Consider the following 13631-nt stretch of genomic DNA (forward strand, 5'->3'; position numbering starts at 1 on the left):
TTTAATACCGACTGTCAGTTAATAGGCTGTAACCGGAACCGTACGACGGTTTCTTTTTCCAACTGCGTCTTTATGCGTGTTATACGGACATAGTCACGTTCCCCTGTCTGATCAAAACCGTTGCGGGTCATCCATGTCGTCTAATAAAAGCCTCGTTCTTGCTCTGTGCATTGCCGTTACCGGCTGTGCTCAAACTCCTCAATCCGACTCTGCTGCAACTGGAGGCCATTGGTGGCAGTTCGGTTCCAGCAACGAGTCTGCCAATGCAGGCGCTGCTGCCAAGGCTCCGGCACCGAGCCCGGCTCCGGCTCCGGTGGCCAAGGCCGCTGCAACAACGGCACCTGCGGCTGGCGCTGAAAGCAGCGCCCCGTGGTACTGGCCGTTTGGCTCGAACGACAACGCTCAGGTGAAACCTGATGCGGTAGCCAGCAAAGCGGCAGACAAGCCTGCTGCGCCTGCGATGGTCGCCAAGTCCGAAACCGACACCAAGTGGTGGTGGCCGTTTGGTGCAAACGATGGCGCCAAGGACGAGCCTAAAGGGCTGCCGACGCCTGATCCGAAAGTGACCCAAGCCTGGCTTGATGAGTACGAACCGCGTTTGCGCGCTGCCATCAAGGACAGCCCGTTCCAGCTGGAGCGTCGCGAAGACCTGCTGGCGATCACCGCGCCGGTAGACACCTCGTTCAACCCGGATCGCCCGGCCATGCTGCTGCCCAACACTCTGGGTCCGATCACGCGTCTGGCGAAAGTGGTTGAAGGTGATCAGAAAACTGCCGTGCTGATTCTCGGTCATGCCGACACTTCCGGTCCCACCGAAGCCAACCAGAAGATCAGCCAGGAACGTGCGCAGTCGGTTGCCGCGATCTTTCGTCTCAGTGGTCTGGAGCGTAATCGCCTGAGCCAGCGCGGCATGGGCGCGGTCATGCCGCGTGCCGCCAACGACAGCTTGGAGGGGCGTGCGCTCAACCGCCGCGTCGAGATCCTCATGACGCCGCAAGACACCATGCGCGTCCTGATGGCCCGTTACGCGCTGCCTCCGGTGGCACCCGTCATGGTTGCTACCCAGGACGTCAAGCCTGTCGTACCTGCGCCAGCCGCTCCTGCCAAGAAAGCAGCAGCCCCGGCGAAGAAAGCCACGGCCAAAAAAGCTGCACCGGCCAAGGCCAGCACTGCCAAGAAAGCAGCGCCAGCCAAGACCACCGCAGCCGCGAAGAAACCGGCAGCAAGCAAAAACACTGACAAGGCCCCGGCCAAGACTACAACGTCAGCCAAGAAGGATGACAGTCAGGCCAACAACTGAGGTCTGACGCGGGGCGACCAGACACAACTGACTGATTCTCGTGCCAGCGCTCCGCGTTGGCATGCAGTTGTTCATGACATCTGCGCAGGAATGAACCCATGACCCAGACCCTGGCCGACATGCGCCGTGACTACACGCGTGACGGATTGACCGAATCTCAGTCACCGGACGAGCCGTTTGCGCTCTTCCACACGTGGTTCGACGAAGCGCTAAAAACCGAGCAGCCGCCGGTCGAGGTCAATGCCATGACCCTGGCGACCGTCGATGAGCAAGGCCGTCCGCATTGCCGCGTTCTGCTGCTCAAAGGGCTTGATACCCAAGGCTTCACATTCTTTACCAACTACGACAGCGCCAAGGGCCAGCAACTGGCTGCACGACCCTTTGCCGCCATGACCTTTTTCTGGCCCACGCTGGAGCGCCAGGTGCGTATTGAAGGTCGAGTCGAGAAAGTCAGTGCCCAGGAGTCCGATGCGTATTACCAGGTTCGTCCGCTGGGCAGTCGCCTGGGCGCATGGGCATCGCCGCAAAGCCGGGTGATTGCCGATCGCGACGAACTGGAAGGTCTGATCAGACAAACGCAACAACGCTTTTCCGACGCCCAGCCACACTGCCCGGAACACTGGGGAGGCTACCGTCTCTTGCCTGAGCGAATCGAGTTCTGGCAGGGCAGATCCAGCCGCCTTCACGATCGTTTGAACTATCGCTGGGTAGACGGTGAGTGGACACGCGAGCGTCTAGCGCCCTGATTGAATTTTTTGTCTGCCGGGTCGTCTGAGCGTTATACGGACGGTCGCTGTATGACGCCTGAATGAACTTAATTTGCGGAGCCGGGGCCGTGACAGCACCCTTGTAGGGTAGTCTAATGGCCACTGGTTCCTCTGGAGATACCGTTATGCGCAAGTCTGCTCTTCTGGTTGCTTCGTTCACTGCCCTGGCCTTGACCCTGGGTGGGTGTGCTTCGAATCTGACCGGCGATTCCTATTCCCGTGATGAAGCCAGGACCGTACAGACCGTCCGCATGGGCACCATCGAATCGCTGCGTCCAGTCAAGATCGAAGGCACCAAAACGCCAATCGGCGGCGCTGCAGGTGCAGTCGTCGGTGGCGTTGGCGGCAGCGCCATCGGTGGCGGTCGCGGGAGCATCGTGGCGGCAGTGATCGGTGCGGTGGCAGGTGGTCTGCTGGGTTCGGCGACCGAAGAAGGCCTGACGCGCACGCAAGGTGTTGAAATCACCGTGCGTGAAGACGACGGCAGCATGCGTGCCTATGTGCAGCAGGTTCAGGAAAACGAGATTTTCCGGGTCGGCGAGCGCGTGCGCATCATGAGCGTCAACGGCACCAGCCGCGTTACTCACTGATTCGCAGCACCGTAAACAAAAACCCCGAGCCAGAATGCTCGGGGTTTTTTATTGCCTGGCGTGAATATCGCGCTAATGCTCTGCGTTGGCATGCGGTTCTGGACGCTTCGCGTCCGATCCTTACTGTTAGCCGCAGCTTTTAATCATCCAGGGGTCAGCCCTCGATCCCCAACATATCCCGCACCAACGCTTCCGCAATCCGGATGCCGTCCACGCCTGCTGACAGAATCCCGCCCGCATAGCCCGCGCCTTCACCGGCCGGGTACAGGCCTTTGGTGTTCAGACTCTGCAGGGTCGGGCCGCGCGTGATGCGCAGCGGGGCGGAGGTGCGGGTTTCGATGCCGGTCAGCACTGCATCGTGCAGCGAAAAGCCTTTGATCTGCTTGTCGAACGCAGGCAACGCTTCACGAATGGCTTCGATGGCAAAGGCGGGCAGGGCATCGGCCAGGTCCACCAGCTTCACACCCGGCTTGTAGGATGGTTCTACACTGCCCAAGGCTGTCGACGCCCGGCCAGCGATGAAGTCGCCAACCAGTTGTGCCGGGGCCTCGTAGCTGCTGCCGCCCAGCAGGTAGGCGTGAGATTCCAGGCGCTCCTGCAGTTCGATACCGGCCAACGGGCTGCCAGGGTAGTCCTGCTCCGGAGAGATACCGACGACGATGCCCGAGTTGGCGTTGCGCTCGTTGCGTGAGTACTGACTCATGCCGTTGGTGACCACCCGGCCAGGCTCGGAGGTCGCGGCGACGACTGTCCCGCCAGGGCACATGCAGAAGCTGTAGACCGAGCGACCGTTGCTGGCGTGATGCACCAGCTTGTAATCGGCTGCGCCCAGTTTTGGGTGACCGGCGTACTTGCCCAGGCGAGCGCGGTCGATCAGCGACTGCGGGTGCTCGATGCGGAAGCCCACCGAGAACGGCTTGGCCTCCATGTACACGCCACGCCCGTGCAGCATGCGGAAGGTATCGCGGGCACTGTGGCCCAGCGCCAGAATGATGTGCCGGGACTCGATCTGTTCGCCGCTGTCCAGCTGGACGCCGAGTACCTGACCGTCCTCGATCATCAGGTCGGTGACGCGCTGCTGAAAGCGCACTTCGCCGCCCATGGCTTCGATCTGGTGACGCATGTTTTCCACCACACCGGTCAGGCGGAACGTGCCGATGTGCGGTTTGCTGACGTAGAGGATTTCTTCCGGCGCACCGGCTTTCACGAACTCGTGCAGCACCTTGCGGCCGATAAATTTAGGGTCCTTGATCTGGCTGTACAGCTTGCCGTCCGAGAACGTCCCGGCACCGCCTTCGCCAAACTGCACATTGGACTCGGGGTTGAGCACATTCTTGCGCCACAACGCCCACGTGTCCTTGGTGCGCTGGCGCACTTCGGTACCACGCTCAAGGATGATCGGCTTGAAACCCATCTGCGCCAGCAGCAGCCCGGCGAAGATACCGCACGGGCCGAAACCGACCACAATCGGGCGTTCGGTCAAGCCTTCGGGAGCATGGCCGACCACTTTGTAACTGACGTCGGGCGCAGGGCCGATGTGGCGATCGTTGGCCAGCTTGCGTAACAATGCCTCTTCATCCCTGACCTGAAAGTCGATGGTGTAGATGAAGCACAGTTCAGAGGACTTTTTACGCGCGTCGTAACTGCGCTTGAACAGGGTGAAGTCCAGCAGTTCGCTGCTGTCGATGCCCAGATGCTGCAAGAGTGCAACGCGCAGGTCTTCGTCCGGATGATCGATCGGCAGCTTGAGTTCGGTGATTCGTAACATTAAAGGGTCCAGTTTTCGGGCCGCAGGTTCAGCCCGACAGCACTACAAGACCGGCGATTATAAGCGCTGAACCCCTTTGGCGGCGAGCCTGCCCGATCAATCGTCGCGCGAGCCGCCGTAATAGCCGCAGCCACGCTGGGCCTGGCCATTGATACGCAGCTCGGCAGTCAGGTGTTGCATCGAGCCGTTTACGCTGTCTACACAACGCTGTGGTGCTACCCAGAGCTCGATACGCTGGTTATTGGCCTCACTGCTGATGCTGAAACTGCCATCGGGCAGTTTTTCTTCGACATACGGCACCGCCAGTGGCGCTGCACCTTCGCGCTCCAGGACCATACCCTTGCCACTGACATTGACGTTCCAGGCCGGTTTATTGCCATTGACGTGCAGGGTCAGACGCTTGAAGTTGAGGTCTTCACACGACTGGCCGGGACGCTCGACGCGATACAGCTGGTGCAGGTCCAGCAGCCCGTCGCTGTTGCCTGCCTTGCTCGCAGTGAAGTTACCGCGCAGATCGGCAAACACCTTGCCCTTGCTGTCGGCGAGAGAAGCCGCTTCCTGAAGAACGCCGGTATTACCGCGATCCTTGACCACGTAGCGACGCTGCTCGTTGCACGGTTTGAACAGCAACTGACCGTTTTCGCCCGTCAGGTCGCCCTGCATACGGAGCATGCCCGCCGTGGAAACCGTTGGCGCATCGGCAGATTTGCCAAGCAACTGACATCCGGCGAACAAAGGAAGAAGGGCAAATACGAGGACGGAACGAACAGCAAACATGGATTGATCTCCAGACAAGTGCCGCCACGTTACTCAGACTGGAGATGCATCACAAGGGTTGGAATGTTATCGCGCGGGCAGTGGCTTCGACTATCGTGCAGGTCTGACTCTGACAGTAGGAGCGAACTTGTTCGCGAAAGGGCCGTCGTGTTCGACGAAAATGCATCGTCTAAACGACCGCCTTCGCGAACAAGCGAAGCGTCGCCCGGTTCGCTCTTACAAAACCCTTCTCGGCCTCTCGGGACGTGGTGTGCGCTTAACCGCCCAGATACGCATCCCGTACTTTCGGATCGACCAGCAGTTCTTCGCCAGTGCCTTGCATAACCACGCGGCCGTTCTCCAGCACGTAGGCGCGGTCCGCGACTTTCAGGGCCTGGTTGGCGTTTTGCTCGACCAGGAACACTGTTACGCCGTCGCGGCGCAGTTGTTCGACAATCTCGAAAATCTGCTGAATGATGATCGGTGCCAAGCCCAGCGAGGGCTCGTCGAGCAACAGCAGCTTGGGTTTGCTCATCAATGCGCGGCCGATGGCGAGCATCTGCTGTTCACCACCGGACATGGTGCCGCCGCGTTGATTGAAGCGTTCCTTGAGGCGTGGGAACAGGTGCAGGACCTTGTCCATCTGCTCTTGATAGTCAGCCTTTTCCGTGAAAAAGCCGCCCATTGCCAGGTTTTCTTCGACCGTCAGACGCGCAAACACACGACGGCCTTCCGGCACTACGGCAATGCTCTTGCGCATGATGATCGATGATTCCTGACCGACCAGCTCTTCGCCCATATAACGGATGCTGCCACTGTGGGCGCGGGGTGAGCCGCACAGGGTCATCAGCAGGGTGGACTTGCCGGCGCCGTTGGCACCGATCAGGGTCACGATCTCGCCCTGACGCACTTCCACGTTGACGCTGTGCAGCGCCTGGATCTTGCCGTAGAAGGTGGAAACGTTTTCGAATTGCAGCATTTACGCTTCCCCCAGGTAGGCTTTGATCACGTCAGGATTGTCGCGAATCTGTTCCGGTGTTCCGTCCGCCAGCGGTGTGCCCTGATTGATCACGACGATGTGGTCGGAAATGCTCATCACCAGTTTCATGTCGTGCTCGATCAACAGCACGGTGGCGTCGTGATCGTTGCGCAGCACGCCGATCAGCGCTTTCAGATCGTCGGTCTCTCTGGGGTTCAGTCCGGCAGCCGGTTCGTCGAGCATCAGGATGCGCGGGCGGGTCATCATGCAGCGGGCGATCTCCAGCCGGCGTTGCTGACCGTAGGCCAGTGTGCCGGCAGGACGGTTGGCGAATTCCCGCAGGTTGACCGCTTCCAGCCAGTACTCGGCGTACTCCATGGCTTCGCGTTCACTGCGGCGGAAGGCCGGGGTCTTGAATAGACCGGACAAAAAATTGGTATTCAAATGCCGATGCTGGGCAACCAGCAGGTTTTCCACGGCAGTCATTTCCTTGAACAGGCGCACGTTCTGGAAGGTGCGTACCACGCCCTTGCGAGCGATCTGGTGACCGGCGAGGCCCTGAATCGGCTCACCGTCCAGCAGAATGGTGCCGGCGCTGGGCCGGTAGAAACCGGTCAGGCAGTTGAAGACCGTGGTCTTGCCTGCGCCGTTGGGGCCGATCATCGACACGACCTGCCCTTTATTCACGGTCAGGGCAACGCCGTTGACCGCCAGCAGACCGCCGAAACGCATGCTCAAGCCGGTGGCTTGCAGTAATGGGCGGCTCATTTTGGCAGCTCCGCTTTCAATTTCATTTCAGGGCGTTGCATCGGCAGGAAGCCCTGTGGACGCCAGATCATCATCAGCACCATCAGCGCGCCGAACATCAGCATGCGGTAGTCGCTGAACTCACGCATCAGCTCAGGCAGCAGGATCATCACGATAGCTGCCAGAATCACGCCCAGTTGCGAGCCCATACCGCCCAGCACGACGATGGCCAGAATGATTGCCGACTCGATGAAAGTGAACGATTCCGGGGTAATCAGACCCTGGCGCGCGGCAAAGAAACTGCCTGCGAAACCTGCGAAGGCTGCGCCAAGGGTGAAAGCCGAGAGCTTGATCACGGTAGGGTTCAGGCCCAGTGCGCGGCAGGCGATTTCGTCTTCGCGCAATGCTTCCCAGGCCCGGCCGATGGGCATGCGCAGCAGGCGATTGATAACGAACAGTGCGGCCAGCGCGAGTAGCAGGGCGATCAGGTAGAGGAAGATAACCTTGTTGATCGAGTTGTACGGCAGGCCGAAGTATTCGTGAAAGGTCTGCATGCCTTCGGCAGCCTTGCGCTCGAAGGTCAGGCCGAAAAAGGTCGGCTTTTCGATATTGCTGATGCCGTTGGGCCCGCCGGTGATGTCGGTCAGGTTACGCAGGAAGATACGGATGATCTCGCCGAACCCCAGCGTCACGATTGCCAGATAGTCGCCGCGCAGACGAAGCACCGGAAAGCCCAGCAGGAACCCGAACAGCGCCGCCATCAACCCCGCAATCGGCAGGCAGATCCAGAAGCCAAACCCGTAGTAATGCGACAGCAGGGCATAGCTGTAAGCACCGACCGCGTAAAAGCCCACGTAGCCAAGGTCGAGCAGGCCCGCCAGCCCGACCACAATGTTCAGGCCGAGGCCGAGCATCACGTAGATCAGGATCAGCGTCGCAATGTCCACCGCGCCGCGCGAACCGAAGAATGGCCAGATGAATGCCAGCACGATCAGCGCTGCAAGGCCCCAGCGCTGGGTTTTTGGCTGGCTCAGGAAGTCGCTGGTCTTTTGCGGGATCAGTGGTTTTTCGGAGCCGCGACGCATGCCGCTGATCTGCTCGGCGAACAGCACGCGCAGGAACAGCAGGACTGAACACACGGCAATGATGGTCAGGGTCAGCGGGCTGGCATTCTGCACTTGCAGCGTGACGCCGGAGAAGGCCAGCTTCAGGCCGAACACCGGGTAGGCCACAGCCCAGACCAATGCGGCGCTGAACAGCGCCTGTTTGAAAGACTTGCTCATACTTTCTCAACCTCCGGACGACCCAGAATACCGGTCGGTCGGAACAGCAGCACCAGGACCAGCAGGCCGAAAGCCACGACGTCCTTGTACTGATCACCAAAAATGTCGGCGCCGAAGGCTTCGGCGACGCCCAGCACCAGGCCACCGAGCACTGCGCCCGGAATCGAACCGATACCGCCCAGTACTGCGGCAGTGAACGCTTTCAGACCGACGAGGAAGCCCGCGTTGGGGTTGATCACGCCGTATTGCATGCTCAGCAGCATCGCAGCGACGGCTGCGAGTGCCGCACCGATCACGAAGGTCAGGGCGATGATGTTGTTGGTGTTGATCCCCAGTAGGTTGGCCATCTTCATGTCTTCGGCGCAGGCGCGGCAGGCGCGGCCCATTCGCGAGCGGGAAATGAACAGGGTCAGGCCGGTCATGGCCAGCAGAGTGACGACAAACACCACGATCTGCATGTAGGAAATCAGCACCTCCTGCGAACCACCTGGCCCGAACGACAGGCTGCCGGGCAGCAGGTTGGGAATGGCAAAGTTGCCGGAACCCTGGGAAAGCTGAACCGAGTTCTGCAGGAAGATCGACATGCCGATCGCAGAAATCAGTGGAATCAAACGGTTGCTGTTGCGCAACGGGCGGTAGGCTACGCGCTCGATGCTGTATCCGTAGGCGCTGGTCACGATAATAGTTGCGGCAAAACCGGCAATCATCAGCAACGGCAGGCTGTGAATCCCCAGCATCGCCAGACCGGCGAGTGCCATGAAAGCAACATAGGAACCGATCATGTACACCTCGCCGTGGGCGAAGTTGATCATTCCGATGATGCCGTAGACCATCGTGTATCCGATGGCGATCAATGCATACGTACTGCCAATGGTCAGGCCATTGACCAGTTGCTGCATGTAGTGGAATAACTCGGGCATTTACCGCGCTCCTAAAAACCTGATCTGCATTTCTCTGCATCGAGCCGGGTCGCATTCTGTCGATACGTTGCTCGTGACGCTGTCAGAGAACCGCTGGCAACGGTTTTAAGATTTTCAGGGGGCTTCGTTGCGCAGGTCTGTTGTCAGAGGGTGCGAACGGGCCGGGATTTGTAAAACAAAGCCCACTGCACAGGCAGTGGGCTTCGAGGGTTGACGCAGCAGCTTATTTGGCAGCTTCGGTCTTGGGCTTGCCGAAGTGCCACTCGTAGACCACGAACTGGAAGTTCTTCAGGTCGCCCTTGGCGTCATAGCTCAGCTCGCCCATTGGCGTCTTGAAGCTACCGGCATGGATGGCGGCTGCCACCTTGGCGGTGTCTTCGGACTTGGCGGCAGTGATGCCGTCAGCAATGACCTGCACGGCGGAGTAGGACGGGTACACGAACGGGCCGCTCGGGTCCTCCCCTTTGGCTTTGAAGGCTTCGGTCAGCGCCTGGTTGGCCGGGTCCTGGTCAAAGGATTTCGGCAGGGTGACCAGCAAGCCTTCGGAAGCTTCGCCAGCAATTTGCGAGATGGAATCGTTGCCGACGCCTTCAGGGCCCATGAACTTGGCGTTCAGGCCTTTTTCCTTGGACTGACGCAGGATCTGGCCCAGCTCAGGGTGGTAGCCGCCGTAGTAGACGAAGTCGACGTTGGCCTGCTTGAGCTTGGCGATCAGCGACGAGAAGTCCTTGTCGCCAGCGTTGATGCCTTCGAAAAGTGCAACCTTGACGCCTTTTTTCTCCAGCGTTTGCTTGACTGCCGTCGCAATACCTTCGCCGTATTGCTGCTTGTCGTGGATGACAGCAACGATTTTCGGCTTGGCGACGTCGGCAATGTAGTTGCCTGCAGCCGGGCCCTGGGCGCTGTCGAGACCGATGGTACGGAATACCAGTTTGTAACCGCGCGCGGTGATTTCCGGGCTGGTGGCAGCCGGTGTCACCATGATGATGCCTTCGTCTTCATAGACGTCGGACGCAGGTTGAGTGGAGCTGGAGCAGAGGTGACCGACAACGTATTTCACGCCGTCATTGACCACTTTGTTGGCGACTGCAACGGCCTGTTTCGGATCGCACACGTCATCATATTCGACGGCCTCAAGCTGCTTGCCGTCCACGCCGCCTTTGGCGTTGATCTGCTCGATCGCCATTTTGGCGCCGTTGAACTGCATGGTGCCGTATTCGGCAACCGGACCGGTTTTGGGGCCGGCGATACCGATCTTGATGGTGTCAGCTGCGAACGAATGGCTGGCAACCCCAGCGATAACCAGTGCGGCAAACAGCCTGGACAGCTTATTAGTACCCTTAGTCATGATGCTCCACTCTTGCGTTGTAGTTTTTATAATCCTGATGGCCAAAGCTTCAGGACCGGATTCGGTCACCGGTTTTCCCGCACGCCGCCAACTGTACCGGAACAGTTTAGAGCGCCGCTCGTTGGCTTGGAAAGCCGGGCGTTCAGGGACAAACCGATGCGTGTCGCTTAATCGAAAGAAAGTTACAGAATCCAACCACTTGAGTGTCCGAAATCACTTCAGATCCATAAGGTTATCTGCACTTCCCTGCGACGAATCAGCTGCTTCCGGGTTTTTCCCTGAAAGGGTCGGCGCTATCATTAGGCCGATTTCCTTCCTGGTGAAACCCATGACGCAAGAACCTAGCACCCTCTATGCCAAACTGCTCGGCGAAACCGCCTCTATTGCCTGGACTGAATTGCAACCATTCTTTGCCAAGGGTGCTCTGTTGTGGGTCGAGCTGCCGCTGGATCTGATCGAAGTCGCCGAGGCAGTGGCCGAAAATGATGCAGCCAGGGTGTCTGCGTGGTTGGCAGACGGGCGCGTGGGCAAGGTGTCTGAAACCAAGGCGCTTGAGCTGGTAGAGACCGATCCGCTGCTATGGGCGGTGGTAGTGGCACCTTGGGTTTTGATTCAAAACAGGGCGTCAGACTGAAAGCCGCACTTTTAGAGTGCCTGCGGGCGAGCCGGACTGGGTGGGAAGGTAACCGTCGAGGTGTTTGAGTAGCGCATGACCACACATTGCGTTCAGGCGCGCCCAAGGCCTTGTCGGCTGATATTCAGTCGTTGACTCGTGTTCGCAGCGTACGCGGTGCCCTGAAAAGGGGTAGGGGATCACTCTCTGACGATTCAGCGAAAAGATCCATCGATTGCTGGTTGTCGATCTCTGCCTCTGGTGTATCGAGCCTCGGCGCTGATGGCGAGAGTGTGTCCGGGACCAACTGGTTCATTTGCCTGACCAGCGGCAGGATGCGCTCGAGTGGCTGCGGTGTGCTGAACAGATAGCCTTGCACGTAATCACTGCCAAACTTGCGCAGAAATTCCAGTTGTTCAGGCGTTTCCACGCCTTCGGTAACCACTTTCAGGCGCAGCGTGTGCGCCATGACGATAATCGCCTGGACGATCTCCATGTCCTGCGGAGACTTGGGGATATCGACGATGAACGAGCGGTCGATTTTCAGCGTGTCCAGAGGCAGACGTTTGAGGTAGGCCAGCGATGAGTAGCCGGTGCCGAAATCGTCAATCGACAGCGAAACTCCCAGGCTGCGAATCTGCTTGAGCATCAGAATGGTGTTGCTGATATTGCCCATCAGGGCGTTTTCGGTCACTTCCAGTTCCAGTCGGCCGGGGGCGACGTTGGCGTCGGCCAGTGCGTGTTCGACTTCTTCGACCAGTTCGTCGCGGCCCAGATTGAGTGCTGAACAGTTCACGGCGATGATTAGCTGTTCGAGGCCTTCCTGGCGCAAGGTGCCCAAGTCATGGCAGGCACGGCGCAGGACCCAGTTATCCAGCTCGGCAATCAGACCATTGGCCTCGGCGATGCCGATGAACCGATCCGGCACCAGCAGGCCGTGCTGCGGATGATTCCAGCGCACCAGTGCTTCCAGCTTGGCAATTTGGCCGGTGCGCAGGTCAACGATAGGCTGGTAATACACTTGCAGACCGGTCTCTTCGCGCAAGGCGCTGCGCAGTTCTTCTTCCAGATGCAGCTCCATGCTGGCCTTGGTTTTCAGGTCCGGGCTGAAGAAATTGACCCTATTGCGCCCGGCACCTTTCGACTGATAAAGCGCCAGGTCGGCATGTTTGAGCAGTTCGTCGCAGGTGACGCCATCACGCGGAAACACGGCGATGCCGATGCTGGTGGTCATGACCATGCGTCTTCCCGCGAGGGCGATGGTTTCCTTCATTTTCTGCATGACCCGATGCGCCAGATGCCGCGCCTCTTCGTAATCGGGAATGCTCAGCAAGATGCAGAACTCGTCGCCGCCAAAGCGCGCTACCACGTCCTGCACGCGCGTCGCACTGCGAATGCGTTCGGCGATGACCTTGAGCAACTCGTCACCGGCATCGTGGCCCAGGCTGTCGTTGATACGCTTGAAGTGGTCGATGTCGAGAAACATCACCGCGAGCATGCCGTTACCGAGGGTGTGCTCCAACAGTTTCTCGGCAAATATCTGATTGAAGCCGCGGCGGTTGATCAGGTTGGTCAGCGGGTCGTAATGCGCCACTTGCTGCAGCGAGACGCGAGCCTGATCCAACTGGCTGAGCAGGGTGTTGACCCGTTGCAGGTCATGCTCCTTGCTTTGCAGCTTTTTGTCGGCCATGGCAGCGCTGATACTCCCGGCGATGATCAGCAGCGTGATGGCGGCAATGGTCAGCCCCAGTTGCTGGCTGTTCCCGGTGCTGGGGGTCAGCAGTTCCGAGCCTTCGGGCATGACCAGTCGTAATGCTTTCATGCCCATCAGGTGCATGGTCAGCAAGCCGGCACCCAGCAACAGGCTGACGCTGTAACGAAACATCTGGTGGAACATGCCACTGTGCTGACGCAGGTGCCGAGCCAGTGTCAGCAGCGCAATACTGGAAAGGACGGCAACCAGTATCGAAAGCGAGAACATCCGTGGTTCGTAGTATTGAGTGGCGGCCGAGCGCATCGCAGACATGCCGAGGTAGTGCATGACGCTGATGCCGATGCCCATCACCACCGAACTGAACAGGCAGTTTTTGATGCTCAGTGTCGGTGAGGTCAATGCTCTCATTGCGATCAATGCAGTCAGCAGCACAATCAGCAATGAAACCAGGGTGACGGTCAGGTCATAAGTCAACGCCAGCGGGGCCTGAAAGGCCAGCATGCTGATAAAGTGCATGGCCCATACGCCGCCAGCCAGGCACAGCGCACCCAGGGCTTTCCACAGGCGACGGCTTTTCACAGCTTCGACGTGAATGACCCGGTCGGCAATGTCCAGCGTGGCAAAGCACGCAGCGCAGGCCACTCCGTAAGCCAGCGCCACGAGAAATATATTGTGACTACAGTCGATCAGCAGTTGCCCGTCCGCTGGAAAGCCAGCAAACATGTTTAAACCCAGCCACTCCATAGCGTGCCCTATGTGTTCACTACAGGGCGCCGAGGCTTGAAACCCGGCGATCTAAGGTGAAGTATAGAGGCTGTTTTCAACCTGCCAATACAGAAGGTGCCA

At 59.1% G+C, this 13631-nt stretch carries 12 protein-coding genes and 1 pseudogene; 4 read left to right on the plus strand and 9 right to left on the minus strand.

The features are described from left to right. Positions 1-133 precede the first annotated feature (133 nt). From N018_RS06140 to N018_RS06150, 3 genes are all read left to right on the plus strand, one after another. Entirely contained in the window at positions 134-1300 is a 1167-nt protein-coding gene (locus N018_RS06140; protein ID WP_025389101.1) for an OmpA family protein, read from the plus strand. A 98-nt stretch (positions 1301-1398) separates the two neighbouring features. Next, positions 1399-2046: a pyridoxamine 5'-phosphate oxidase gene (gene pdxH, locus N018_RS06145; protein WP_024646709.1), complete on the plus strand. Its 648-nt coding sequence runs from the start codon at positions 1399-1401 to the stop codon at positions 2044-2046. A gap of 146 nt (positions 2047-2192) precedes the next feature. Continuing rightward, complete coding sequence (locus tag N018_RS06150) at positions 2193-2657, plus strand: glycine zipper 2TM domain-containing protein (RefSeq protein ID WP_024646710.1); 465 nt, start codon at positions 2193-2195, stop codon at positions 2655-2657. A 154-nt stretch (positions 2658-2811) separates the two neighbouring features. On the opposite strand, the gene N018_RS06155 is transcribed toward N018_RS06150, so the two are convergent. From N018_RS06155 to N018_RS28350, 8 genes and pseudogenes are all read right to left on the minus strand, one after another. Continuing rightward, positions 2812-4425, minus strand: coding sequence for an NAD(P)/FAD-dependent oxidoreductase (locus tag N018_RS06155; protein WP_025389102.1), 1614 nt, complete (start codon positions 4423-4425; stop codon positions 2812-2814). Positions 4426-4521: 96 nt separating this feature from the next. Further along, positions 4522-5202, minus strand: coding sequence for a COG3650 family protein (locus tag N018_RS06160; protein WP_024646712.1), 681 nt, complete (start codon positions 5200-5202; stop codon positions 4522-4524). 256 nt (positions 5203-5458) lie between these two features. Further along, positions 5459-6160, minus strand: a complete 702-nt coding sequence (locus N018_RS06165; protein WP_007248684.1) for an ABC transporter ATP-binding protein — start codon at positions 6158-6160, stop codon at positions 5459-5461. Next, positions 6161-6928 carry a high-affinity branched-chain amino acid ABC transporter ATP-binding protein LivG gene (gene livG, locus N018_RS06170; protein WP_024646713.1) on the minus strand — a complete coding sequence of 256 codons (768 nt, stop codon included), beginning with the start codon at positions 6926-6928 and terminating at the stop codon, positions 6161-6163. After that, entirely contained in the window at positions 6925-8190 is a 1266-nt protein-coding gene (locus tag N018_RS06175; protein WP_025389103.1) for a high-affinity branched-chain amino acid ABC transporter permease LivM, read from the minus strand. The genes livG and N018_RS06175 overlap by 4 nt, the downstream gene beginning before the upstream one ends. Beyond that, a complete protein-coding gene (gene livH / locus N018_RS06180; protein WP_024646715.1) occupies positions 8187-9110 on the minus strand; it encodes a high-affinity branched-chain amino acid ABC transporter permease LivH in 924 nt (307 codons plus the stop codon). Before livH ends, N018_RS06175 begins: the two co-directional genes overlap by 4 nt. Positions 9111-9333: 223 nt before the next feature. After that, positions 9334-10458, minus strand: coding sequence for a branched-chain amino acid ABC transporter substrate-binding protein (locus tag N018_RS06185; protein WP_025389104.1), 1125 nt, complete (start codon positions 10456-10458; stop codon positions 9334-9336). Between the two features lie 84 nt (positions 10459-10542). Then, positions 10543-10788, minus strand: a pseudogene (locus N018_RS28350) (hypothetical protein); the annotation flags it as partial. Between N018_RS28350 and N018_RS06190 the strand changes: the two are divergent. Continuing rightward, the gene (locus tag N018_RS06190) at positions 10787-11092 is read left to right on the plus strand and encodes a DUF2288 domain-containing protein (RefSeq protein ID WP_024646717.1); all 306 of its coding nucleotides are present in this window, start codon (positions 10787-10789) and stop codon (positions 11090-11092) included. The pseudogene N018_RS28350 and the gene N018_RS06190 sit on opposite strands and share 2 nt — an antisense overlap. Positions 11093-11216: 124 nt before the next feature. Here N018_RS06190 and N018_RS06195 read toward each other — a convergent pair whose 3' ends face one another. Further along, positions 11217-13529, minus strand: a complete 2313-nt coding sequence (locus N018_RS06195) for a putative bifunctional diguanylate cyclase/phosphodiesterase (RefSeq protein ID WP_025389105.1) — start codon at positions 13527-13529, stop codon at positions 11217-11219. Positions 13530-13631 lie beyond the last annotated feature (102 nt).

This window comes from Pseudomonas syringae CC1557 (assembly GCF_000452705.1).
Classification (GTDB): Bacteria; Pseudomonadota; Gammaproteobacteria; order Pseudomonadales; family Pseudomonadaceae; genus Aquipseudomonas; species Aquipseudomonas syringae_F.

Bases quoted from the DNA above. Each gene is read 5' to 3' on its own strand.
- N018_RS06140 (WP_025389101.1), top strand. From the start codon at position 134: ATGTCGTCTAATAAAAGCCTCGTTCTTGCTCTGTGCATTGCCGTTACC.
- pdxH (WP_024646709.1), top strand. From the start codon at position 1,399: ATGACCCAGACCCTGGCCGACATGCGCCGTGACTACACGCGTGACGGA.
- N018_RS06150 (WP_024646710.1), top strand. From the start codon at position 2,193: ATGCGCAAGTCTGCTCTTCTGGTTGCTTCGTTCACTGCCCTGGCCTTG.
- N018_RS06155 (WP_025389102.1), bottom strand. From the start codon at position 4,425: ATGTTACGAATCACCGAACTCAAGCTGCCGATCGATCATCCGGACGAA.
- N018_RS06160 (WP_024646712.1), bottom strand. From the start codon at position 5,202: ATGTTTGCTGTTCGTTCCGTCCTCGTATTTGCCCTTCTTCCTTTGTTC.
- N018_RS06165 (WP_007248684.1), bottom strand. From the start codon at position 6,160: ATGCTGCAATTCGAAAACGTTTCCACCTTCTACGGCAAGATCCAGGCG.
- livG (WP_024646713.1), bottom strand. From the start codon at position 6,928: ATGAGCCGCCCATTACTGCAAGCCACCGGCTTGAGCATGCGTTTCGGC.
- N018_RS06175 (WP_025389103.1), bottom strand. From the start codon at position 8,190: ATGAGCAAGTCTTTCAAACAGGCGCTGTTCAGCGCCGCATTGGTCTGG.
- livH (WP_024646715.1), bottom strand. From the start codon at position 9,110: ATGCCCGAGTTATTCCACTACATGCAGCAACTGGTCAATGGCCTGACC.
- N018_RS06185 (WP_025389104.1), bottom strand. From the start codon at position 10,458: ATGACTAAGGGTACTAATAAGCTGTCCAGGCTGTTTGCCGCACTGGTT.
- N018_RS06190 (WP_024646717.1), top strand. From the start codon at position 10,787: ATGACGCAAGAACCTAGCACCCTCTATGCCAAACTGCTCGGCGAAACC.
- N018_RS06195 (WP_025389105.1), bottom strand. From the start codon at position 13,529: ATGGAGTGGCTGGGTTTAAACATGTTTGCTGGCTTTCCAGCGGACGGG.